At 73.6% G+C, this 21,640-nt stretch carries 21 protein-coding genes and 1 pseudogene; 13 read left to right on the forward strand and 9 right to left on the reverse strand.

Features of this window, described 5'->3' with window-relative positions; translation table 11 throughout:
- The first annotated feature begins 1 nt into the window (after position 1).
- A complete protein-coding gene (sdhA, locus tag ACGRHY_RS09710; protein WP_394634988.1) occupies positions 2–1,756 on the forward strand; it encodes a succinate dehydrogenase flavoprotein subunit in 1,755 nt (584 codons plus the stop codon).
- Positions 1,756–2,526 (forward strand): succinate dehydrogenase iron-sulfur subunit, encoded by a 771-nt coding sequence (locus tag ACGRHY_RS09715; protein WP_394634989.1) that lies wholly within the window; start codon positions 1,756–1,758, stop codon positions 2,524–2,526. Before sdhA ends, ACGRHY_RS09715 begins: the two co-directional genes overlap by 1 nt.
- A gap of 530 nt (positions 2,527–3,056) precedes the next feature.
- On the opposite strand, the gene ACGRHY_RS09720 is transcribed toward ACGRHY_RS09715, so the two are convergent.
- Both ACGRHY_RS09720 and ACGRHY_RS09725 read right to left on the reverse strand, forming a co-directional pair.
- Complete coding sequence (locus ACGRHY_RS09720; protein WP_394634990.1) at positions 3,057–4,421, reverse strand: metallophosphoesterase; 1,365 nt, start codon at positions 4,419–4,421, stop codon at positions 3,057–3,059.
- A 69-nt stretch (positions 4,422–4,490) separates the two neighbouring features.
- Positions 4,491–4,739: an SCO4848 family membrane protein gene (locus tag ACGRHY_RS09725; RefSeq protein ID WP_394634991.1), complete on the reverse strand. Its 249-nt coding sequence runs from the start codon at positions 4,737–4,739 to the stop codon at positions 4,491–4,493.
- 111 nt (positions 4,740–4,850) lie between these two features.
- Here ACGRHY_RS09725 and ACGRHY_RS09730 point away from each other — a divergent pair, with 111 nt between their 5' ends.
- Positions 4,851–6,437: a serine hydrolase gene (locus ACGRHY_RS09730; protein ID WP_394634992.1), complete on the forward strand. Its 1,587-nt coding sequence runs from the start codon at positions 4,851–4,853 to the stop codon at positions 6,435–6,437.
- Positions 6,438–6,494: 57 nt separating this feature from the next.
- On the opposite strand, the gene ACGRHY_RS09735 is transcribed toward ACGRHY_RS09730, so the two are convergent.
- Both ACGRHY_RS09735 and trpS read right to left on the reverse strand, forming a co-directional pair.
- Positions 6,495–7,079 carry a 2'-5' RNA ligase family protein gene (locus ACGRHY_RS09735; RefSeq protein ID WP_394634993.1) on the reverse strand — a complete coding sequence of 195 codons (585 nt, stop codon included), beginning with the start codon at positions 7,077–7,079 and terminating at the stop codon, positions 6,495–6,497.
- A gap of 57 nt (positions 7,080–7,136) precedes the next feature.
- Positions 7,137–8,150 (reverse strand): tryptophan--tRNA ligase, encoded by a 1,014-nt coding sequence (gene trpS / locus ACGRHY_RS09740; protein ID WP_394634994.1) that lies wholly within the window; start codon positions 8,148–8,150, stop codon positions 7,137–7,139.
- Between the two features lie 225 nt (positions 8,151–8,375).
- Here trpS and rocD point away from each other — a divergent pair, with 225 nt between their 5' ends.
- On the forward strand, positions 8,376–9,635 hold the full coding sequence (gene rocD, locus ACGRHY_RS09745; RefSeq protein WP_394634995.1) for an ornithine--oxo-acid transaminase: 1,260 nt from the start codon (positions 8,376–8,378) through the stop codon (positions 9,633–9,635).
- A gap of 58 nt (positions 9,636–9,693) precedes the next feature.
- On the opposite strand, the gene ACGRHY_RS09750 is transcribed toward rocD, so the two are convergent.
- Positions 9,694–10,851, reverse strand: a complete 1,158-nt coding sequence (locus ACGRHY_RS09750) for a site-2 protease family protein (RefSeq protein ID WP_394634996.1) — start codon at positions 10,849–10,851, stop codon at positions 9,694–9,696.
- A gap of 212 nt (positions 10,852–11,063) precedes the next feature.
- A complete protein-coding gene (gene pdxR / locus ACGRHY_RS09755; protein WP_394634997.1) occupies positions 11,064–12,569 on the reverse strand; it encodes a MocR-like pyridoxine biosynthesis transcription factor PdxR in 1,506 nt (501 codons plus the stop codon).
- A 47-nt stretch (positions 12,570–12,616) separates the two neighbouring features.
- Between pdxR and ACGRHY_RS09760 the strand changes: the two genes are divergently transcribed.
- From ACGRHY_RS09760 to ACGRHY_RS09790, 7 genes are all read left to right on the forward strand, one after another.
- Complete coding sequence (locus ACGRHY_RS09760) at positions 12,617–13,111, forward strand: carboxymuconolactone decarboxylase family protein (RefSeq protein WP_394634998.1); 495 nt, start codon at positions 12,617–12,619, stop codon at positions 13,109–13,111.
- A complete protein-coding gene (locus tag ACGRHY_RS09765; protein WP_394634999.1) occupies positions 13,108–13,857 on the forward strand; it encodes an isocitrate lyase/PEP mutase family protein in 750 nt (249 codons plus the stop codon). Before ACGRHY_RS09760 ends, ACGRHY_RS09765 begins: the two co-directional genes overlap by 4 nt.
- Positions 13,858–14,030: 173 nt before the next feature.
- Positions 14,031–14,633, forward strand: coding sequence for a M48 family metalloprotease (locus ACGRHY_RS09770; protein WP_394635000.1), 603 nt, complete (start codon positions 14,031–14,033; stop codon positions 14,631–14,633).
- Positions 14,630–15,859 (forward strand): MAB_1171c family putative transporter, encoded by a 1,230-nt coding sequence (locus ACGRHY_RS09775; RefSeq protein ID WP_394635001.1) that lies wholly within the window; start codon positions 14,630–14,632, stop codon positions 15,857–15,859. Before ACGRHY_RS09770 ends, ACGRHY_RS09775 begins: the two co-directional genes overlap by 4 nt.
- A gap of 52 nt (positions 15,860–15,911) precedes the next feature.
- Positions 15,912–16,877: an NsdA family TPR-like regulatory protein gene (locus tag ACGRHY_RS09780; protein ID WP_394635002.1), complete on the forward strand. Its 966-nt coding sequence runs from the start codon at positions 15,912–15,914 to the stop codon at positions 16,875–16,877.
- Entirely contained in the window at positions 16,874–17,368 is a 495-nt protein-coding gene (locus ACGRHY_RS09785) for a DUF3574 domain-containing protein (RefSeq protein WP_394635003.1), read from the forward strand. Before ACGRHY_RS09780 ends, ACGRHY_RS09785 begins: the two co-directional genes overlap by 4 nt.
- A 186-nt stretch (positions 17,369–17,554) precedes the next feature.
- On the forward strand, positions 17,555–17,983 hold the full coding sequence (locus tag ACGRHY_RS09790) for a VOC family protein (RefSeq protein ID WP_394635004.1): 429 nt from the start codon (positions 17,555–17,557) through the stop codon (positions 17,981–17,983).
- Between the two features lie 55 nt (positions 17,984–18,038).
- On the opposite strand, the pseudogene ACGRHY_RS09795 reads toward ACGRHY_RS09790, so the two are convergent.
- A pseudogene (locus tag ACGRHY_RS09795) lies at positions 18,039–18,990 on the reverse strand (phosphotransferase family protein).
- Between the two features lie 136 nt (positions 18,991–19,126).
- Between ACGRHY_RS09795 and ACGRHY_RS09800 the strand changes: the two are divergent.
- Positions 19,127–19,354: a hypothetical protein gene (locus ACGRHY_RS09800; RefSeq protein WP_394635005.1), complete on the forward strand. Its 228-nt coding sequence runs from the start codon at positions 19,127–19,129 to the stop codon at positions 19,352–19,354.
- Between the two features lie 29 nt (positions 19,355–19,383).
- Complete coding sequence (locus ACGRHY_RS09805; protein WP_394635006.1) at positions 19,384–19,704, forward strand: hypothetical protein; 321 nt, start codon at positions 19,384–19,386, stop codon at positions 19,702–19,704.
- 77 nt (positions 19,705–19,781) lie between these two features.
- On the opposite strand, the gene ACGRHY_RS09810 is transcribed toward ACGRHY_RS09805, so the two are convergent.
- The gene (locus ACGRHY_RS09810; protein ID WP_394635007.1) at positions 19,782–20,042 is read right to left on the reverse strand and encodes an AAA family ATPase; all 261 of its coding nucleotides are present in this window, start codon (positions 20,040–20,042) and stop codon (positions 19,782–19,784) included.
- A 589-nt stretch (positions 20,043–20,631) separates the two neighbouring features.
- Positions 20,632–21,597 (reverse strand): ABC transporter substrate-binding protein, encoded by a 966-nt coding sequence (locus tag ACGRHY_RS09815; RefSeq protein ID WP_394635008.1) that lies wholly within the window; start codon positions 21,595–21,597, stop codon positions 20,632–20,634.
- Positions 21,598–21,640 lie beyond the last annotated feature (43 nt).

Consider the following 21,640-nt stretch of genomic DNA (forward strand, 5'->3'; position numbering starts at 1 on the left):
CATGAAGATCCACAAGTACGACACCGTCATCGTCGGGGCCGGCGGTGCCGGGATGCGCGCCGCCATCGAGGCGACCAAGCGCAGCCGCACCGCGGTACTGACCAAGCTCTACCCCACCCGCTCCCACACCGGCGCGGCCCAGGGCGGCATGGCCGCGGCCCTCGCGAACGTCGAGGAGGACAACTGGGAGTGGCACACCTTCGACACGGTCAAGGGCGGTGACTACCTGGTCGACCAGGACGCCGCCGAGATCCTGGCGAAGGAGGCCATCGACGCCGTCCTCGACCTGGAGAAGATGGGCCTGCCGTTCAACCGGACCCCGGACGGCACCATCGACCAGCGCCGCTTCGGCGGCCACTCCCGCAACCACGGCGAGGCCCCGGTGCGCCGGTCCTGCTACGCCGCGGACCGCACCGGCCACATGATCCTCCAGACGCTGTACCAGAACTGCGTCAAGGAGGGCGTGGAGTTCTACAACGAGTTCTACGTCCTGGACCTGCTGATGAGCGAGGCCGACGGGGTCAAGCGCACCGCGGGCGTCGTCGCCTACGACCTGGCCACCGGCGAGATCCACGTCTTCCAGGCCAAGGCCGTCGTCTTCGCCTCGGGCGGAAACGGCAAGTTCTTCAAGGTCTCCTCCAACGCGCACACCCTGACCGGCGACGGCCAGGCCGCCGCGTTCCGCCGGGGCCTGCCGCTGGAGGACATGGAGTTCTTCCAGTTCCACCCGACCGGCATCTGGCGCATGGGCATCCTGCTCACCGAGGGCGCCCGCGGCGAGGGCGGCATCCTGCGCAACAAGGACGGCGAGCGCTTCATGGAGAAGTACGCGCCCGTCATGAAGGACCTGGCCTCGCGCGACGTCGTCTCCCGCTCGATCTACACCGAGATCCGCGAGGGCCGCGGCTGCGGCCCCGAGGGCGACCACGTCTACCTGGACCTCACCCACCTGCCGCCGGAGCAGCTCGACGCCAAGCTGCCGGACATCACCGAGTTCGCGCGCACCTACCTGGGCATCGAGCCGTACACCGACCCGATCCCGATCCAGCCGACCGCGCACTACGCGATGGGCGGCATCCCGACCAACGTCCAGGGCGAGGTGCTGGCCGACAACACCACGGTGGTGCCGGGCCTGTACGCGGCCGGCGAGGTCGCCTGCGTGTCCGTGCACGGCGCCAACCGCCTGGGCACCAACTCGCTGCTGGACATCAACGTCTTCGGCCGCCGGGCGGGCATCGCCGCCGCCGAGTACGCCGCGACCGCCGACTACGTGGACCTGCCGGAGGACCCGGCCGTGTTCGTCCAGGGCCAGGTCGAGTCGCTGCGCTCCTCGGAGGGCACCGAGCGGGTCACGGAGATCCGCAAGGCGCTCCAGGAGACCATGGACAAGAACGTCATGGTCTTCCGCACCGAGCAGACGCTCAAGGAGGCCGTCGAGGAGATCGCCTCCCTGCGCAAGCGGTACAAGAACGTGTCGGTCCAGGACAAGGGCAAGCGGTTCAACACCGACCTGCTGGAGGCCATCGAGCTGGGCAACCTGCTCGACCTGGCCGAGGTGACGGCCGTCTCCGCGCTGGCCCGCAAGGAGTCCCGCGGCGGCCACTACCGCGAGGACTACCCCAACCGCGACGACGTCAACTTCATGCGCCACACCATGGCGTACCGCGAGGTGGGCGACGACGGCACCGAGTCGATCCGGCTGGACTACAAGCCGGTCGTGCAGACCCGCTACCAGCCGATGGAGCGTAAGTACTGATGGCCACTCCCGTCATGGAGAAGTCCCAGGCCGGTGCCGGCGGCACGGCTGCGGACTCCCCCTACATCACCGCGACCTTCCGGATCCGCCGGTTCAACCCGGAGGTCTCCGACGAGGTCACCTGGCAGGACTTCGAGCTGGAGATCGACCCCAAGGAGCGCGTCCTGGACGCCCTCCACAAGATCAAGTGGGAGATCGACGGCACGCTGACCTTCCGGCGCTCGTGCGCGCACGGCATCTGCGGCTCCGACGCGATGCGCATCAACGGCCGCAACCGGCTGGCGTGCAAGACGCTGATCAAGGACATCAGCCCGGAGAAGCCGATCACGGTCGAGCCGATAAAGGGGCTCACGGTCCTGAAGGACCTGGTGGTCGACATGGAGCCGTTCTTCCAGGCCTACCGGGACGTGATGCCCTTCCTGATCACCAAGGGCAACGAGCCGACCCGCGAGCGCCTGCAGTCCGCCGAGGACCGTGAACGCTTCGACGACACCACCAAGTGCATCCTGTGCGCCGCGTGCACCTCCTCGTGCCCGGTGTTCTGGAACGACGGCCAGTACTTCGGCCCGGCGGCGATCGTCAACGCGCACCGCTTCATCTTCGACTCCCGCGACGAGGGCGGCGAGCAGCGTCTGGAGATCCTCAACGACCGCGAGGGGGTCTGGCGCTGCCGCACCACCTTCAACTGCACGGAGGCCTGCCCTCGCGGCATCGAGGTCACCAAGGCCATCCAGGAGGTCAAGCGCGCGCTGATCACGCGCCGCTACTGACATCCCCTCCGGGCCGCCCGCCACGGGCGCCCCGGGGCATGGTGGGGGCCCGCACCCTTCGGGGTGCGGGCCCCCACGTCCGCGCCGCCTCGGGGCCGGGGCGGGACCGGGGTGCGTCCGCAGCGCGCCGGCGGTCCCGGGCCGACACCGGCCGCCCGGCCGTCCCTCCGGGACAGGAACACCCCGGCCACCGTCCCCGGGGTCACCAGCGGCACCGCGCACCACGCGACGGCGGTCGGGGCGACGCCGAAACGCAGGGGCCGCGGACGCCGTCCCGGCAGGAGTCGCAGGCGGTGGCGAGCAGCGGTCCGGTTCCTCCCCCCGTGAAGGAGCCCGCGATCGGCACCATCACCGCGAGCCCTGCCGACGCGGCCCGGTCGGCCGCGGTGCGCCGGGAACCGCCCGGTTCCGGGGAGGGCGGGAGGGGAACGGTGTCGGTGCCCTCCACGGGGTGGACGCCGACAGCCCTTCCAGGGCGCGGCACGCGTCCTCGTGATCGGAAAGGGGCGGTGTCCCGGGCCCGGGGCGGATCAGGCCTGTTCGGAGGCGAGTTCGACGACGGTGATGTCGGACTCCGCTCCCACCCGCACCGGCGGGCCCCAGGCGCCCGCGCCGCGGGTGACGTAGAGCTGGGTATCGCCGTAGCGATCCAGACCGGCGAGTGTGGGGTTGGCCAGGCCGGCGAGGTAGTTGCCGGGCCACATCTGGCCGCCGTGGGTGTGGCCGGAGAGCTGGAGGTCCACACCGTGGTCCACCGCGTCGTGGATCATGACCGGCTGGTGGGCCATGAGGACCACCGCGCGGGAGGTGTCGCGGTCGCCGAGCGCCCGCGCGAAGTCCGGACCCTCGCCCTCGGTCTCGCCCGCGAGGTCGTTGACGCCGGCCAGGTCGAAGTGGCGCAGCTCGCGTCGGGCGTTCTCCAGCGGCTCCAGGCCCAGCTCGCGGACGTGGTCGATCCACTCGGCCGCGTCGCCGAAGTACTCGTGGTTGCCGGTGACGAAGTACGAGCCGTCGCGCGAGCGGAGCCGGGACAGCGGCTCGGCGGCGGTGCCGAGCTCGGCGACGGTGCCGTCCACCATGTCGCCGACGACGGCGACCATGTCGGCGTCGGCCCGGTTGATGGTGTCCACGATCCGCTGGGCGTGGGTGCGGCCCAGGACGGGGCCGAGGTGGATGTCGCTGACGACGGCGATGCGGTAGCCGTGGGCGGCGCGGGGCAGTTTGGCCAGGGGGACGGTGACGCGCTTGAGCTTCGGGCCGCGCAGTACGCCGTACGTGCCGTAGCCGACCGTCCCGGCCGCCGCGACGCCCGCGGCGGCCGCCACGGTGCGGGCCACGAACAGCCGGCGCGACGGCCCGGCGGGCGGGCGCTCCCCGGAGCCGGCATCGGTCCCGGGGCCCGCGCCGTCGCGGACCGCGACGGCCGTGCACGCCGTCCCGGCCGGCGCCCCGCCGCCCGCGCCATCCTGGGCGGAGGCGCGGGCGGCGGGGCGCGCCTCCGTCGCGGCGGCGTCGCCGGAGGCACCCCCGGCCTCCTCTCCGGCGGCGCCCCCGCAGGCCGCACGCCTCGCGTCCCGCCGCTCCAGGAAGCGGCGCAGCAGCGGCCCCACCGCCTCCCCGGCGAGCAGTGCCAGCGTCAGGTAGAGCACCATGGCGAGCCAGAGGGAACCCGGCCAGGCGAGGGCCTGCTTCAGGACGAAGGGCACCTCCGCCCGTCCGGCGGCCTGCGCCGCGACGGCGGTCAGCGGCAGCAGGACGAGCAGGGGCGTGCCCACCCGTCTGTACCAGGTGCCGCGCGCCGCCACGTCGCGCACCAGACGCCGCCACAGGTACCAGTGCACCGCCGCCAGGACGGCGATCACCAGCACCAGGACGCCCACGAACACCACGGCCATGCCCCGCTCCACTCCCCTGCCCGATTGCCTGTCCTCAGCCGAACGTACCGGCGGCGGTCATGCGTTCCTTCAGCCGCTGCCCGGGGCGCGCAGGGCCCGCAGGCCGCGCAGCCCGATGATCCCGACGGCCGTGCCCAGCACCAGCGAGACCGCGGCCAGCACCAGATGGATCCAGAAGTACGCGGTCGGGTCGCCGGCGTCGTCGAACGCCAGGCCGCTGCCGTCCTTCCACAGGTTCCTGGTGAAGTTGGTCCACACGAACCAGCTCCACGCCCCGAAGGCGAGCAGGAACCACGAGACGGGGCGAGAGAGTTTCACACCTACAAGTATGTCTATCGGCCCAACGGAATCACTGGCAGGGGCGTCTCCCGCCACCGCGATGGTCCTCTCGGAGGTTCCGTTCCGTCGCCGAGCCGATACGTTCGCTCCGTGTCGAAGACTCACTGCGTAATCGCCCGCGCGCGCCGAGTGCGCAGCGCCCGCGGCCTCGCCGCCGCCACCGCCCTGCTCCTGCCGTGCCTCCTCGCGGGCGCTCCGGCCGCGGCGCACGCCGTGTCGGACAAGCCCCGGGAGCCGTCTCCGCCCTCGCGGATGTCCGCCGTCGGCGGGGAACGCCTCGGCCTCCCCGGTGTCCAGATAGAACCGCGGGCCGGGGCCGGCACCCCCGAACTGCCCGACTCGATCACCTCGCGCGCGTGGATCGTCGCGGACGCCGAGACCGGCGACGTACTGGCGGCGAAGAACGCGCACTGGCCGCTCGCCCCGGCCAGCACCATCAAGATGCTGTTCGCCGACACCCTGCTCCCGAAGTTCGACAAGGACCGGGTCCACCGGGTCTCCCGGGAGGAGCTGCTCCGGGTCGGACCGGGCAGCAGCATGGTCGGCCTCAAGGAGGGCCTCACCTACACGGTCGACGACCTGTGGAAGGGCGTCTTCCTCCGCTCGGGCAACGACGCGGTGCACGCGCTGGCCGAGCTGAACGGCGGCGTGGACAAGACCGTCCGGGAGATGAACGAGCACGCCGGACGGCTCGGCGCGACGGACACCCGGGTCGTCAGCCCCGACGGCTACGACGCCGAGGGGCACGTCTCCTCCGCCTACGACCTCACCCTGTTCGCCCGCTCGGGGATGCAGAAGCCGGACTTCCGCGAGTACGCGGCCACCGTCCGCGCCCGGTTCCCCGGAGACGTGGAGAAGGGGAAGGACGGGAAGAGGAAGCGCGGCACCTTCGAGATCCAGAACACCAACCGCCTGCTGACCGGCGCCCCCGGCCTGGAGCCGTACGAGGGCATCGCGGGCGTCAAGAACGGCTACACGACCAACGCCGGCTCCACCTTCACCGGCGTCGCCCAGCGCGGCGACCGGGTGCTGCTGGTGACCGCCATGCACCCCGGGGGAGGCGGCCTCAGCGTCTACGAGGAGACCGCCGACCTCCTGGACTGGGGCTTCGAGGCGGCCGGGAAGACCGAACCCGTGGGCGAGCTGGTGCCGCCCGAGGGGGCCGTGGACGGGCTCGGCAAGAACACCGACGACAGGCCCGGCAACCAGGCGGGCGGGGCCGGCGCGCGGTCCGACGGACCCACCACGCCCACCGCGTCCAGGACGCACGGGGCGTCGGACGGCGCCGGTACGGCCCTGATGATCGTGGCGTCGCTCCTGGTCGCGCTCGGCGCGGGTGCGTACGGGGTGCACCGGCGCTGGCCGCTGCCGGGCATGGCCGGTGTGCCGCGGCCGGGGCGCGGCCCGCAGGGCCCGGCGGTCCTGGGCAGCCCGGAGCACCCCGGTGCCCTGGAGAGGATCGTGACGAGGCCGCCGGCCCCCGGGAGGCCGGGAGGCGCCGCCTCCGCGTCCGGAAGCGCCGGAGAGGCCGGGAGAGCCGAGGGGGCCGGGAGGGCCGGAGCTCCGAAGGGCGCGAAGGCCCCGGGGAAGACGGAGGACTCCGAGGAGGGGCCCGCCACCGGATCCGGCGGGACCGTGCCCCCGGCGCCCCCGGCGAAGGACGCCGGGACGCCCTGACCGGGCCTGCGGCCGAGCGGGCCGTGACCGGCCCCCTGCTCCGCGCGCCGAGGCGCGTCAGAGCGAGGGGGCCGGAGGCCTGGAGAAGTTCGGCTGCGGAGGCAGGGGCAGATGCGCGGAACCGCCGAAGGAGAACTCTCTTCGGAGCCGCCACACGCAGTCCTCGCCCTGCTCGTACAGCGCGAAGCCCGTCACCGTCCAGGCGGCCTCGAAGTCGGCCAGTTCCGCGTACGCCCGGTCCATCGCCTCCTCGGCGATGCCGTGGGCGACCGTGACGTGCGGGTGGTACGGGAACCGGAGCTCGCGGGCGAGCGGGCCGTCCTCGGCCCGGATCCGCTCCTGGAGCCACCCGCAGGCCGAGGACCCCTCGACGACCTGGACGAAGACCACCGGCGACAGCGGGCGGAAGGTGTCCGTACCCGACAGTCTCATCGGGAAGGCCCGCCCCGCCGCCGCCACCCCGGCGAGGTGCTCCTCGATCCCGGGGCGGCACGCGGCTTCCACATCGGTCGGCGGCAGAAGGGTCACATGGGTGGGGATGCCGTGGGCCGCGCTGTCACCGAAGCCGGCGCGCCGCTGCTGGAGCAGGCTGCCGTAGGGCTCCGGGACCGCGATCGATACGCCGAGCGTGACGGTCCCCACGTGCTTCTCCTTCCTCGTCCCCGTCGTTTCCGTTCCCCCTGGTCCTCCGGTGCCCTGTCAGTGCTTGGCGGGCACGAGACCCACCTTCTCGTACGCCGCGGCCAGGGTCCGCGACGCGACGTCGCGCGCCTTGTCGGCTCCCCTGGCCAGCACCGAGTCCAGCGTCTCGGGGTCGTCCAGATATTCCTGGGTGCGCTCCCGGAAGGGCGTCACCCACGCGGCGACGACCTCGGCCAGGTCGGTCTTGAGGGCACCGTAGCCCTTGCCCGCGTACTGCTGCTCCAGTTCCGGGATCCCGGTACCGGTGAGGGTGGAGTAGATCACCAGCAGGTTGCTGATGCCGGGCTTCTCCTTCTCGTCGTGGCGGATCTCGGTCCCGGTGTCGGTCACCGCGCTTCTGATCTTCTTGGCGGAGGTCTTCGGCTCGTCGAGCAGGCTGACCACGCCCTTGGGGGAGGCCGCGGACTTGCTCATCTTGACCGTCGGCTCCTGGAGGTCGTAGATCTTCGCCGTCTCCTTGAGGATGAAGGCCGAGGGGACGGTGAAGGTGTGGCCGTAGCGGCTGTTGAAGCGCTCGGCGACGTCGCGGGTCAGCTCGATGTGCTGGCGCTGGTCCTCGCCCACGGGGACGCTGTCGGCCTGGTAGAGCAGGATGTCCGCGACCTGGAGGACGGGGTAGGTGAACAGGCCGACCGTCGTGGCCTCGGCGCCCTGCCGCGCGCTCTTGTCCTTGAACTGGGTCATCCGGGAGGCCTCGCCGAAGCCGGTGAGGCAGTTCATCACCCAGGCGAGCTGCGTGTGCTCGGGCACGTGGCTCTGGACGAACAGGGTGCAGCGCTCCGGGTCGAGCCCCGCGGCCAGGAGCTGGGCGGCGGCCAGCCGGGTGGAGGCGCGCAGTTCCTTCGGGTCCTGCGGGACGGTGATGGCGTGCAGGTCCACGACGGCGTAGAACGCGTCGTGGGTGTCCTGCAGATCGACCCACTGGCGGACGGCACCGAGGTAGTTGCCGAGGTGGAAGGAGCCCGCGGTGGGCTGGATGCCGGAAAGTACACGGGGACGGTCAGTGGCCATGGCGCCATTCTCGCAGAGGGCCGCCGCCGGGATCACCCGTGTTCGGCCTCCCGTGCGGGGCCGGACACCGGCCCGGCCGGGCGCACCGGCGCGCCGGAACGCGCCGCGCCGGAGGGTTTCGGTGCGAAGCGGGCGTACGACGATAGATATAGGCATCACACGCGGCGACCGCCGCACGATCGCCGGTGCACACGTCCACTCCGCCCACCCGACACGGAGCGTTCCATGGCCACCTCGGCAGAATCGTCCGCCTCCCCCGCGCGTACCGCGCCCACCGCCTCCGCCGAACTGATCGCCGCCGCCGACGCGCACAGCGCGCACAACTACCACCCGCTGCCGGTCGTGGTCTCCTCGGCCGAGGGGGCGTGGATGACCGACGTGGAGGGCCGGCGCCACCTCGACATGCTCGCCGGCTACTCGGCGCTCAACTTCGGCCACGGCCACCCCCGGCTGCTGGCCGCCGCCCACGCGCAGCTGGACCGCCTCACCCTCACCTCCCGCGCCTTCCACCACGACCGCTTCGCCGCCTTCTGCACGGAGCTGGCCGCGCTGTGCGGCATGGAGGCGGTGCTGCCGATGAACACCGGCGCGGAGGCGGTGGAGACGGCCGTGAAGACGGCCCGCAAGTGGGGCTACCGGGTCAAGGGCGTCCCCGACGGGCGGGCGCGGATCATCGTGGCGGAGAACAACTTCCACGGGCGCACCACCACGATCGTCAGCTTCTCCACCGACCCCGAGGCCCGCGCCGACTACGGCCCCTACACACCGGGCTTCGAGATCGTCCCCTACGGCGACCTGGAGGCGATGCGGGCCGCGCTCGACGAGGATCCGGACAACACCGTCGCCGTGCTGCTGGAGCCGATCCAGGGCGAGGCGGGCGTGCTGGTGCCGCCGCCGGGCTACCTGGCGGGGGTGCGCGAGCTGACCCGTGAGCGGAACGTACTGTTCGTCGCGGACGAGATCCAGTCGGGCCTGGGCCGCACGGGCCGGACGTTCGCCTGCGAGCACGAGGGCGTGGTGCCGGACGTGTACGTGCTGGGCAAGGCGCTCGGCGGCGGCATCGTGCCGGTCTCGGCGGTGGTCTCCTCGGCGGAGGTGCTGGGCGTCTTCCGTCCCGGCGAGCACGGTTCGACGTTCGGCGGCAACCCGCTGGCCTGCGCGGTGGCGCTGGAGGTGGTCGCGATGCTGCGGACCGGCGAGTTCCAGCAGCGGGCGGCCGAGCTGGGCGAGCACCTCCACCAAGAGCTGGGCCTGCTGGTGGGCGGCGGCGCGGTCGAGGCGGTGCGCGGGCGCGGGCTGTGGGCGGGCGTGGACGTCGTCCCGTCCCTGGGCACGGGCCGGGAGATCTCCGAGCGGCTGATGGAGCGGGGCGTCCTGGTCAAGGACACCCACGGTTCGACGATCCGCATCGCCCCGCCACTGGTGATCTCCAAGGAGGACCTGGACTGGGGGCTGGAGCGGCTCGGCGCGGTGCTGGGCGCCTGATCCGGGCACGGCGGTTCCGGGAACCGGCCCCGGGACCCGCGCCACGGTGCGGAGTGGGTCAGCCCCCCTCCCGGCCCGTCCGGCCGCCGCTTTTGCGGGCCGCCATCAGCCAGCTCACCGCGCGGCTGACGTCGGAGGCGGAGACGATGCCTGCAAGCAGGCCCCCCTCCGTCACGAGCGCCCGGTTCTCGGCGCCCGGCACCAGCTCCGGCAGCAGGTCGGCCAGCGGGTCTCCGGCGTCGACGACGGTGACGTCCGGCAGCGGCGTCATGGCCTGCTCGGCCGTCATGGCCTGCCGCCGCGCCTCGGGCACCTTCCTGGCACCGTCGAGCGTCAGCAGTCCCAGCGGCACCCGCCCCTCCCCGGTCACGGGGAACGCCGTGTGGCGGTAGCGGTAGCGGGGGTCGGCCAGGAAGTCGGCGACGGTCAGGCGGGCGGGGACCGCGACCGGGTCGGGCGTCATCGCGTCCCGAACCGGGACACCGGCGAGCACGGCGCGCAACTGCGCCTGCCGGCCCTCCACGGTGGCGGCCGCCACCAGGAACCAGGCGATCATCACCAGCCACAGTCCGCCGACGATGTCGCCGCGCGCGAACAGCAGTACGCCCAGCAGCATCAGGAACCAGCCGAAGCCGCGCCCGGCGGCCGCCGCTCCGGCTGCGGCGCGCAGCCGGTCCCCCGTGCGCCACCACAGGAACGCGCGCAGCAGCCGCCCGCCGTCCAGCGGAGCGGCCGGGATCGCGTTGAAGACCGCCAGCACGATGTTGATCGCGGCCAGCCAGGCCAGCGCCTCGACGACCGGTCCCGGCGCCCCTGTCTGCCCGAGCAGCCAGGCGACCAGTGCGAAGAAGGCGCCCAGGGCCAGGCTCACCAGCGGCCCGGCCCCCGCGATGCGCAGCTCGGCCGCCGGCGTGCGGGCCTCCGTCCTGAGCCGGGCCACGCCTCCCAGCAGCCACAGGGTGATGTCGTCCACGCCGACCTCGTTGCGCCGGGCCACGACGGCGTGCGCCAGTTCGTGGGCCAGGAGCAGCGCGAGGAACACCATGGCGGTCACCAGGCCGATCGACCAGTAGACCGCCCGGGACTCGCCCGGGTACGTCCGGGGAAGCCGCCCCTCGGCCAGGCCCAGGGCGATGAGGGCGAGGATGAACAGGACGCTCCAGTGGACGCCGACCCGGACGCCGGCGATCCGGCCCAGCGAGATCGTGGCCCGCATCGTGCCCTCCAAGCGTCGCGTGTCCGGCTGTCCCCAGGACCGTGCCCCGGCCCTGTCCCGGTGTTCCGCACCGGCGGCCGTTCCCACACTGGAGGGGACGCCGCCGTCGCGCCTGCGTGGCACGGCTGGGGCGGGCTGCGGATTCACTCCGAAAGCGGCGGCCCGGCCGGGGCGCGCGGGCGCCGGGCGGGGCAGCCGTCCGGCACCGTCCGTCAGGCGAGGGCGCCGCGCAGCACCGCGCACAGCGCCTCCACGGCCCGGGAGAAGCCGTGCTCGGGCGGGGTGCCGTAGCCGACGACGATCGCGTCGTGCCCGGCGCCGGACAGCCCGGGGCCGGTTTCCGGGGCGGCCGGGTGGCGGAAGCGCGTCAGTCCCTGCAGGGCCACCCCCGCCCGCCGTGCCGCCCCCAGCACCGGCTCCCCGGTGCCGGACGGCAGTTCCAGCACGGCGTGCAGTCCGGCCGCGATGCCCGTGACGCGTGCCGCGGGAGCGTGCTCGGCGAGCGCGGCCACGAGCTGGTCGCGGCGGCGCCGGTAGCGCAGCCGCATGGCGCGCACATGCCGGTCGTACGCCCCCGAGTCCACGAAGTCGGCGAGGGTGAGCTGGTCGAGGGCGCCGCAGGTCTCGGCCGTCTCGCGGCGGGCGGCCAGGACGGGACCGAGCAGCGTCTCGGGCACCACCATCCAGCCCAGCCGCAGCCCCGGCGCCAGGCTCTTGCTGGTGGTGCCGAGGTAGACCACCCGCTCCGGGTCGAGGTCCTGGAGCGCGCCGACGGGCTGGCGGTCGTAGCGGAACTCGCCGTCGTAGTCGTCCTCCAGGACCAGCCCCCCGGTGGCCCGCGCCCAGTCGACGGCGGCCGTACGCCGGTCGGCGTGGAGGGGGACACCGGTGGGGTACTGGTGGGCGGGGGTGAGGAGGGCGGCGCGCGCCCCCGCGCCGTACAGGGCGGACACGTCGGCCCCGCGCTCGTCCACCGGCAGCGGTACGGTGCGCGCCCCGGCGCGGGCCAGCAGGTCGCGGTGGATCCACAGGCCGTACGACTCCACCGCCACCGTGGCGCCCAGCACCTCCCCCAGCAGCGCCAGCCCGCGCACGAATCCGGCGCAGACCACGATCCGTTCGGGGTCGGCGCGCACGCCCCGCGCGCGGGAGAGGTATCCGGCCAGCGCGCGGCGCAGTTCGGGCCGGCCGCGCGGGTCGTCGTAGCCGAGGGCGGCGCTGGGCGCGGCGGTCAGGGCGCGGCGGGCGGAGGTGAGCCAGGCGGCGCGGGGGAAGGCGGAGACGTCCGGCCGCCCGGAGCGCAGGTCGTGGAGGATCCGCGGGGGCGTACGGGCGGCGGGACACGGTGACCGGCGCGGGGCGGCGGGGCGTGCGCCCGGCGGGCCGGCCGGCGCGGCCGGTTCGGCGCGCGGCGCGACGCGGGTGCCCGACCCCTGGCGGGCCGTCAGCCAGCCCTCGGCGACGAGTTCGGCGTACGCGTCGGCCACGGTGTTGCGGGCGACGCCCAGGTCGGCGGCGAGTGAACGGGAGGAGGGCAGCCGGGTACCGGGGGCGAGGCGGCCGGTGCGGATGGCGTCGCGCAGGGCGCGCATCAGCGAGGCGCGCAGCCCGCCCGGCCCGCCGAGGTCCAGATGGAGGTCGCTGCCGGCCCTGCCGTCCGGCCCCCCGATCGAACCACCGCCTGAACTCCCACTCGAACTGGCCCAGGAATCCCGCATGGAAGTGGACCATACCCCTGGGCTACCGCCCTCCTAGGGTCGTCATCATGACGACAGTTCACGGACACGGCCCGCGCATGAACCTCTGGAAGCTCGTCCCCGAGGTGTACAAGGGGATGGCCGCCTTCGAGGCCGCGGCGTCGAAGGGGCTGGACCCGGTCATCGCCGAGCTGGTCAAGATCCGCGCCTCGCAGCTCAACAAGTGCGCCTTCTGCCTCGACATGCATCTGGCCGACACCCGCAAGCTGGGCGTCCCCCAGCTCAAGCTGGACCTGCTCGACGCCTGGGAGGAGGCGCACGGCCTCTACACCGACAGGGAGCAGGCCGCGCTCGCCCTCACCGAGGCGGTCACCCGGCTGGACGGCGGCACACCGCAGGGGCACTACGTTCCGGACGAGGTCTACGAGCGGGCGGCGAAGAACTTCGAGGAGACCGAGCTGGCCCATCTGATCTCGCAGGTCGTCTCCATCAACGCCTGGAACCGCTTCCAGGTGGCCACCCGTGCCGTCCCGGGCTCGCTCGAGGACAAGGGCGGGGAGTGACCCCCCGCGCCCAGGACGCGGTGGACGCCTTCCGCGCTCTCCACCACGGCGACGCGCCCCTGGTCCTGCCTTGCGTGTGGGACGCGGCGAGCGCCCGCGCCTTCGCCGGCGCGGGCTTCCCCGCACTGGCCACCTCCAGCAGCGCGGTGGCCGCCACCCTGGGTTACGCCGACGGCGAGGGCACCCCGCCCGGCGAGATGTTCGCGGCCGTCGCCCGGATCGTCCGGGCGGTGGACGTGCCCGTCACCGCCGACATCGAGCGGGGCTACGGCCTTCCGCCGAGGGAGATCGCCGAACGGCTGCTGGAGGCCGGGGCGGTCGGCTGCAACCTGGAGGACTCCGGACCGGCCGCACGGGGGTTGGCCGATCCGGGGCACCAGGCGGGGCGGCTGGCCGCGGTGTGCGCGGCGGCGGGCGGAAGGCTGCTGGTCAACGCCCGGATCGACACCTATCTGCGCGACGCGGACGACCCCCTGGCGGCGGCGGTGGAGCGCGGGCGGCTGTACGCGGCGGCGGGCGCCGAATGCGTCTACCCCATCACCGCGCCCCCGGACCACCTGCCCGTGCTGGCGGCGGAGATCGGCGCCCCGGTCAACGCCCTGTGCCGCCCCGGCACCCCCTCCCCCGCCGAACTGGGCGCCCTGGGCGCCTCCCGCGTCACCTTCGGCGGCTCGCTCCACGCCCGCGCCGCCGCCGCCGTCACGGAACTGGCGGCCGGGCTGTACGACGGCCGGGGGCGCCTTTGAGCCAACTTGCCGGTGTTCGTGCCGCAATCGCGGCAGTGGGTTGCGCACGGCCCGGAGGTTGGTGACGATCTCTCGGGAGGCGCCGAAAGCCGACACCCGGCCGACCGCCCCACGGCGCCGTTCCCTCCAGGCCCCCGAAGGCGACGCGGCGCGGAGCCGGAAAGGACACACCGGTGGCAGCGTCCCCCCTGCGCTTACCGGGCCGCCGCCGTGCCCGGTTCCGGGAGATGCAGCGCGACTGCGAAAGACGCCTCGCCGAGATCGGTGCCGCCTCCGGGCACGACGGCATCGCGGACACCACGGGCGTCGCCGGCGCCGCGGGCATCACGGCCGTCTGCGAACAGGTGGGCCGCCGGCGCGGGCGCGCCATCCGCCTCGTCCCCATGGAGCTGGAGGAGCCGCTGCTCCACGGCCTGTGGATCGCCCTGCCGGACACGGACGTCATCGTCTACCGGGCGAACACCAGCAGGCCCCACCAGGAGCACATCATCGCCCACGAGCTCTCCCACATCATCTGCGAGCACGACTTCGGCGCGCTCCCCGGGCCGGCCGTACCGGCGCGCCTCTTCCCGGACACCGATCCGGACCTCGTCCGCAGGTCGCTGAAGCGCTCCGCCTACGACGACCGGGCCGAGCAGGAGGCCGAGATGATGGCATCGCTCATCCTGGCGCACGCCCGCCGCAGGACCGCACCGGACCCGGAGGACGCCGACGCCCTGCCGCCCGAGGACGCCACCGTGATGGCCCGCGTGGAAAGCGTCGTCGGCCGCGGATGATCTACGACGCCCTGTCCCACCTGTGCGCCCTCGTCGGGCTCGCCGCGTTCTGCTACAAGCTCCCCGAACTGCTGCGGCGCATGGAGGACCCGGCCCTGTGGGCCCTGGAGATCTACTTCCTGTGCTCCGGGCTCAGCTTCCTCATCGACCTCAACTGGCTGCGCGACGACGTCTCCCGCCTGTTCGGCTACCCGAACCTCACCACACTCCTGACGCAGGCCGCGGTGGTCGTGCTGACGGCCGCCCAGCAGGTCGTGCTGGTCCACTGGTCGCATCCGCCCGAGCGGGCGGCGGCCCTGGCCAGGCGGCGCGTGCTGGCGTTCTCCGGCGCGCTGGCGGCCCTGGTCGTGCTGTTCTTCGTCGTGGAGCCCTACCGGCAGACCGCCTCCGCCGAGGGCACCCTGCTGAGCAACATGCGGGACCGCGACTACGCGGGATACCTGCTCCTCTACATCACCGTCTGCGCGGTGGGGCAGGTCGGGGCCGTACGGCTGTCCTACCGCTACGCGCACATCGCCCGCCGCACCTGGCTGCGCGCGGGCATGTGGACGGTCACCGCGGGCGCCTCGCTCATCCTGGCCTACTGCGCCATCCGCTACACCCAGATCGCCGGCACCCAGCTCGGCCACGACATGAGCGCCTGGGAGCCCGCGTACTGGCTGGCCGGGAGCGTGGGGGCGCTGCTGCAGGTGTTCGGCTGGACGGTGCCGTCCTGGGGGCCCGCCCTCTCCGGCCGGCTGCGCGGCTACCGCTCCTATCTGCGGCTGCGCCCCCTGTGGTGGGCCCTGTACGAGGCGGTGCCGGCGATCGCGCTCGAACCACCGCCCAGGCGGCCGCTGGACCTGCTCCCGCCGGCCGGCCTCGACTACCGGCTCCACCGGCGCGTCATCGAGATCCTCGACGGCTGCCACGCCCTGGGCCCGCATCCGCCACGCGGCGCGGAGCGGGGCTCCCCCGCCGACGAGGCCCGTCTGCTGAGGTCCGCCCTCGACGCGCGGGCCGGGGCCCCGACGGCTCCCCCGCCCTCCTCACCCGCCGCGCCGCCTCCGCCGGCCGAACGCCGGGGCGGCTCGGGCGACTCCGGTGAATCCGGCGACTTCGCACAGGAGGTGGCCTGGCTGTCCGAGGTGGCACGGGCCTTCGCCCGGCTCCCCGCCGCCCGTCCGGCCGACTCACGGGCCACCGCCGAACGGGCCGCCGCACCACGGGGAAGCGACCACCCCTGATCCCTGATCCCTGATGCCTGACTCCACCAGGACCGACCCCGCCAGGAAACCGATGGAACCCCGCACACCTCCCCCGCCGGACGTCCGCGCCATGACGGCCGAACTCCTGGTACTCGACCGGACACTGGGAGCACGCCACGCCGCCCCCGTGGCGTTGCGGTCCGTGCGGGCGGTCGAGGCGGCCGAGGCCGCGGGTGCGGCGGTCGCGGACCTCACGGGCCCGGCGGACCTGGCGGAGTTCTTCGAGGTCGCCGCCTGGATCCTGTTCGACGCCGAACGGCACGGACCGTCGTACCGCCTCAACCGGCGGGCGCTCGCCCTGACCCGCCGCCTGCCCGAGCAGGAGCGCTCCATCGAGCTGCTGGTGCTCTCCGTGCTGAGCATGCAGCAGGCCCACCTCGCGCTCCCCCGCGCGTCCCTGCGCACCTCCTCCGCCGTCCTGGCCCGGCGGGACCTGCCGCCACGGGTGGCCGCCCTGTTCCACGTGCGCGAGGCACGCGCGTACGCCCGGCTCGGCAGCGGGGCACGGGCGCTGCGCGCCCTGGAAGCGGCCCGGGAGATGTCCGCGGACGGCCCCTCGGGGCGGGACCCCGCCTGGAGCTGGTGGTTCGACCGCGCGGAACTCGACGGCCACCACGGGCTCGTCCTGGCCGACCTGGGAGACACGGAGGGGGCCGCGGCCCTGCTCCACGCGGCCGTCGCGTCCGACGGCGGCCCCGCCTACCGCGCCCTGTTCGCCGCCGACCTCGCCCGCGTCCTGGCCCGCGCGGGCGCCTGGCGGGACACGGACGCCTGGCTGTCCGCCCTGGCGGAGAGCGCTCCCCGCATGGGGTCCGTACGCGCCCTGAACTCCCTGCGGCAGGCGGTCGCCGCCGTCGGGGAGGGCCGCCGGGTGCCGCGCGGACTGCGCGGTACCACCCGAGACCTGGCCGGACTGCTCGCGCGGGAACTCCCCCGCGAGCGGCCCGGTGAAGGAGAAGTCCACCCCCCGTCCACCGAGCCACCGGAGTCCCGATGACACCGCACGTCTCCCGCCGTACCCGCCTCGCCGTCCTGCTGGCGGCCCTGCTCTGCGCGGCGGGCGCGTCCACCGCCTTCGCCACGACGCTCCAGGAGCGGGACGCCAGACCCGCCGCCGCCCGCGCCGAGGCGTCCGGGACGTACCAGTCCCCCCACACCGAGCCGTACGTGCGCACCCAGCTCTTCTTCGGCACCGGCCGCCACGGCGGCGAGCCGCCGATCACCGAGGAGCAGTTCATGGACTTCCTGGACGAGTACGTCACCCCGCGCTTCCCCGACGGCCTGACCCTCCAGGAGGGCTACGGCCAGTGGCGCGACAGGACCGGCTCCATCAACGGCGAGCGCTCCTACGAGCTGATCCTGCTCTACCCCCGCGAGCAGGCCGAGGCCCGCGACGCCGACATCGAGTACCTCCGCGACCGGTACACCGGGATGTACGAGCTGGAGTCCGTCGGCCGGGTGGACGAGCAGGTGCGCGCCGACTTCTGAGCCCCCGCCTCCCCGCCCGTGTCCCGTCCCCCGCCGGATCGCCGCCCCGGCGGGGGCGGGTTCCGGCGTCGGCCCCGGCTCCCCCTGCCGCACGGCACAGCGGCGGCCGCAAGGGGCTCCCTCCCGGCAACGTTCCCGCCGTCAAATAAAGTTGAGCGAAGGGATCACCTTGCTTACGGTTGCCCGATGGCACCGGTCCGACGGCTCCAGATCACCTTCGACTGCGCGGAACCCGAGCGCCTCGCCCGCTTCTGGTGCGAGGTGCTCGGGTACGTCGTACCGCCGCCCCCGGAGGGGTTCGCCACCTGGGAGGATTTCGACCGCTCGCTGCCGCCCGAGCGTCAGGGTTCGGCGTTCGCCTGCGTCGATCCTTCCGGTGCGGGCCCGCGGCTGTTCTTCCAGCGCGTTCCCGAGGGCAAGACCGCCAAGAACCGGATGCACCTCGATGTGCGGGTCGGCACCGGTCTCGTGGGCGAGGAGCGCCTGGCCGCGCTCGAGGCCGAGTGCGCGCGGCTGGTCCCGCTCGGTGCGGTACGCGTACGGCTCCTGTACGACGGCCACGACTCGTGCATCGTGATGCAGGACATCGAGGGCAACGAGTTCTGCCTCGACTGACCGTCCTCCAGGACGGCGGCCCGGCCCCCGCCCGGAGTGACCGCGGCGGGGCCGCTCAGGCGTACCGGTCGAGGAGCGCCAGGAGGTAGTCCTCCAGCCTCCGGGTGAGGACGGCCGGGGTCAGGTCCCGCCGCCCCAGCTCCCGCCAGGGGACGGCGACCTTCTCCGCGTCCGGGGCGAAACCGAGGGCGTCCAGCACCCGCCAGTACAGGTGGGCGGCGGGATCCTCGGTCAGTGTGCCGCCCGCGGCGAGGTAGGCGTCGGCGAACCGCATGCCCGCGTCGGCGCCGTGCAGAAGGGCCAGAGCGGTGGAGCAGTGGGCGACGTCCAGATCGGCCGGCCCCCAGGAGGTCTCCACCCAGTCGACGACGCCGCTGGCCTCCAGACCTTTCCCGTGGCCGGTGAAGAGCACGTTGCCGGGGTGGAAGTCCCGGTGCAGGAAGCACCCCCGGTACGGCGGGGGCTCACGGCGGATGACGTCCACGGCCCGTCGCCACACCTCCGGCCGGCCGGCTGCCTTCGGGTGAGGTCCACGCCTGGTAGGTACGGGGGCGGGCGTCCGGCGGCACCCACACTCCGTGGACGGCGGCCAGCCGGCGGGCCAGGAGCACCACCCGCCCGCCGGCCTCCCGTTCGTCCAGCCGCACGCTCCCCGGCAGGAACGACATCAGCAGCGACGGGTGATCGCACCGCGCGGCCGTGGCGTCGACCGCTCGCAGCTCGGCGGCCGGTATGTCCGTGCCGGCAAGCAGGCGCAGGACGTCCGCCTCGCGGGTGAGCAGCCCTTCCGCGTGCCGGACGAAGAAGGGCTTGGTGAACGACCGCAGCACGAGCCGCTCCGGCCCGTCCGCGCCCGCCGTACCCGTGATGTGCAGCAGTCGGATCTCGGACGTCCATCCGCCCCGCAGTCTCCCGGCCGCGGCGACGGAGGATCCCCGGGGCAGGTTCTCCTCCACCCGGGCGCGTGTGCGAGCCCGGCCCCGGTCGTCGATGCCGCCCGGTCCCATGCGCGTCCTCCCCCGTCAGGCGCCCCGTCCCCCGCGGGCGGGGCACGCCCCCCGGCACGCCACCCCCGCTTCCGGTGACGGCACCGGACATCAGGCTCGGTGATCCGCCGCCGAAAACCAGCCACGGGGAGCGCACGTGTCGGCAAGTGACCGGGTCGGCGAGCATTTCGGCGCCGACGGCATGCGCCGTTTCACCACCGCGGCCCTCTACGGCACGGCGGTGCCCGACGACACCGCACGTGTGCTGGAGGAGACCGGCGTCCCCGTCGCGGTGGGACCGTACTTCCGGGCCTCGGCCGTCAGCGAGGCCGTGCGGCTGGGCGTGTACGCGTCCCACCACCGGGCCGCCGAGCAGGCTGGCTGACCGACGGAAAGGCTCCCCGGCTGTGCCTGGTGACGGGGCCGGTGGGGGCGGGGAAGTCCCATCTGCTGGCGTGGCTGGTCCAGTACGGCGGCACCCGGTCGGGCGAGGGCGGCGACCGGCGCCTCCACGCGGTGGCGCCGCTGGCGGGGGCGAGTGTGCGGGGCGCGACCTGGCTGCTCGCCGACGACCTGCGCGTGGCCGCCCGGGCACCGGGCGAACTGGTCGAGGCGGTGGCCGCCGACACCCGGCGCACGGTCCTGGGCGTCGCCGACCTCCATGCGGCCCACCGTCCCGAGGCCGTCGTGGAGCAGGCGCTGCGTACGCGACACGCAATGCTCCTGTGTCGGTGAGGGGGGGTGTTCGATTTCTTAGCCCCGCTGGTTCCATGCTCTGTCGCACTCGACCTGCCCCAGGCTCTGGTCGGGAGTCACGCCGCCAGTTCCTCCGGGGCCGGACGCCGGAGTTGCGTCGCGCCGTCGTGCAGCATGGCTTCCGCCCCGCCGCGCAGGCCGACCTCCATCCGCAGGTCCCCGTCGGCGATGCGGCCGAGCAGTTCGACCGCGTCGATGAAGTTGCTCTTGCCCGCGCCGTTGGGGCCGACGAGGACGGTGACCGGTCCCGGGGTCAGCTCGGTCGCCCTGATCGACTTGTGGCCGGTGACGGCGATGCTCTCGACCCTGCGTGACATGTGCTCAACCTATCGGTGTGTGTCTGTTCCGACGCTCGGACATGTGTCCTCGCCTCCCGCCCCGCGCCGGGTGGGGAGGGCGTTCCCTCCCCACCCGGCGGGCGTGGGGCCGTGCGCGTCAGCCGCGGTGGGCGGCCTGGACGAGGAGGACCACGGCCACGGTGGAGACGACCACCAGGAGGGTGGTCCAGGTGCACGACTCCAGCCGCACGCGGCGCGTGCGGTGGTGCGTCATCCCCGGCTCCCCCTCCGGTCCGGGCAGCCGAACAGGGCCGCTCGGTGGACGGGTTCGGCCGGTTCGGCGATACGGCGGGCGTGGACGGTGAGGGCCGCGGTCTCGTACGTCCAGCCGCGTCCGGTGTCCGCCTCGGCCCGGACACGGGCCGGGTCGTGGAAGGCCGGCGGGGCCGGGCAGCCGCGCAGAAGGTACTCAGCCGGCTGCGCGCGAGGGGCGCCACACACACCGTGCCGGGGCTCGGCAGCTTCGTGGCCGAGCCCGAGGAGTAGGTCCGCCGGCAGAACGGCGGGCCCGGAACGCGAGTGCGTTCCGGGCCCGCGGCCGTGCGGCCGTCCCTTGCGGGGCAGGTCCTTACGGGAGCCACTTCTCCCAGGTGGACTTGTTCTCCTTGACCCACTTGGCCGCCGCGTCCTCCGAGGACATGCCGTCGCCGGCGATCCACTTGGCGACCTGGTTCTGCTGCTCGGTCGACCAGTTGAAGTTCTTCAGGAACTGCGCGGCGTCGCCGCCGTCCTTCGCGAAGTCGGCGTTGAGGTACTTCTGCAGCGGGGTGTTGGGATAGGCGCAGGCGACCTTCTCCGGGTCGGCGTCGCAGCCCTCGGTGTACTCGGGCAGCTCCACCTCGACGAAGTCGATCTCGGCGTTCAGCCACTGCGGCGTCCACCAGTACGTCAGGAAGGGCTTCTTCTCCTTGACGTACTTCTTGATCTGGGTGATCTGCGCGGCCTCGCTGCCCGCGTAGACCGTCTTCAGGTCCAGGTCGAGGTTCTTGATGATCGCGTCGTCGTTGGTGGTGTACGACGGCGAGCCCTCCAGGAGCTGGCCCTTGCCGCCGCTCTCGGTGGTCTTCAGCTCGTCGGCGTACTTGTTGAGGTTCTTCCAGTCGGTGACGTCGGGGTTCTCGTCGGCGAAGTACTTGGGCACGAACCAGCCGATGTGACCGGTCACCCCGAGGTCGCCGGCCTCCACGACCGTCTTGCGCTCCTCGATGTAGCGCTTCTCCTTCTTGGGGACGCCGCCCCAGTCCTCCAGGATCGCGTCGACCTTGCCGCTGTCGAGCGCGTCCCAGGCGACCGGCTCGTCCATCTGCTGGAGCTTGGCCTTGACGCCCAGCTCCTCCTCCAGGATGTGCTTGGTGACGGCCGCGTTGGCCTCGGCACCGACCCAGGAGGGGACGGCGATGGTGACGGTGTCGCCGCCGCCGGAGGACGCGCCGGTGTCGGCGGCGCCGCAGGCACTGAGCGCGGCCATGCCGAGGACGGCCGATCCGGCGGCCAGGGTGGTGCGTATGCGTCTGCTGGTCTTGCCGGTGTTCATTCCGGGGTTCTCCTTCTGTTGTGCGGAAAGGGGGGTGGGGTGT

The organism is Streptomyces shinuiensis (genome assembly GCF_043660855.1).
Lineage (GTDB): Bacteria > Actinomycetota > Actinomycetes > Streptomycetales > Streptomycetaceae > Streptomyces.

Bases quoted from the DNA above. Each gene is read 5' to 3' on its own strand.
- sdhA (WP_394634988.1), top strand. From the start codon at position 2: ATGAAGATCCACAAGTACGACACCGTCATCGTCGGGGCCGGCGGTGCC.
- ACGRHY_RS09715 (WP_394634989.1), top strand. From the start codon at position 1,756: ATGGCCACTCCCGTCATGGAGAAGTCCCAGGCCGGTGCCGGCGGCACG.
- ACGRHY_RS09720 (WP_394634990.1), bottom strand. From the start codon at position 4,421: ATGGCCGTGGTGTTCGTGGGCGTCCTGGTGCTGGTGATCGCCGTCCTG.
- trpS (WP_394634994.1), bottom strand. From the start codon at position 8,150: ATGGCCACTGACCGTCCCCGTGTACTTTCCGGCATCCAGCCCACCGCG.
- rocD (WP_394634995.1), top strand. From the start codon at position 8,376: ATGGCCACCTCGGCAGAATCGTCCGCCTCCCCCGCGCGTACCGCGCCC.
- ACGRHY_RS09750 (WP_394634996.1), bottom strand. From the start codon at position 10,851: ATGCGGGCCACGATCTCGCTGGGCCGGATCGCCGGCGTCCGGGTCGGC.
- pdxR (WP_394634997.1), bottom strand. From the start codon at position 12,569: ATGCGGGATTCCTGGGCCAGTTCGAGTGGGAGTTCAGGCGGTGGTTCG.
- ACGRHY_RS09760 (WP_394634998.1), top strand. From the start codon at position 12,617: ATGACGACAGTTCACGGACACGGCCCGCGCATGAACCTCTGGAAGCTC.
- ACGRHY_RS09775 (WP_394635001.1), top strand. From the start codon at position 14,630: ATGATCTACGACGCCCTGTCCCACCTGTGCGCCCTCGTCGGGCTCGCC.
- ACGRHY_RS09780 (WP_394635002.1), top strand. From the start codon at position 15,912: ATGGAACCCCGCACACCTCCCCCGCCGGACGTCCGCGCCATGACGGCC.
- ACGRHY_RS09785 (WP_394635003.1), top strand. From the start codon at position 16,874: ATGACACCGCACGTCTCCCGCCGTACCCGCCTCGCCGTCCTGCTGGCG.
- ACGRHY_RS09790 (WP_394635004.1), top strand. From the start codon at position 17,555: ATGGCACCGGTCCGACGGCTCCAGATCACCTTCGACTGCGCGGAACCC.
- ACGRHY_RS09810 (WP_394635007.1), bottom strand. From the start codon at position 20,042: ATGTCACGCAGGGTCGAGAGCATCGCCGTCACCGGCCACAAGTCGATC.
- ACGRHY_RS09815 (WP_394635008.1), bottom strand. From the start codon at position 21,597: ATGAACACCGGCAAGACCAGCAGACGCATACGCACCACCCTGGCCGCC.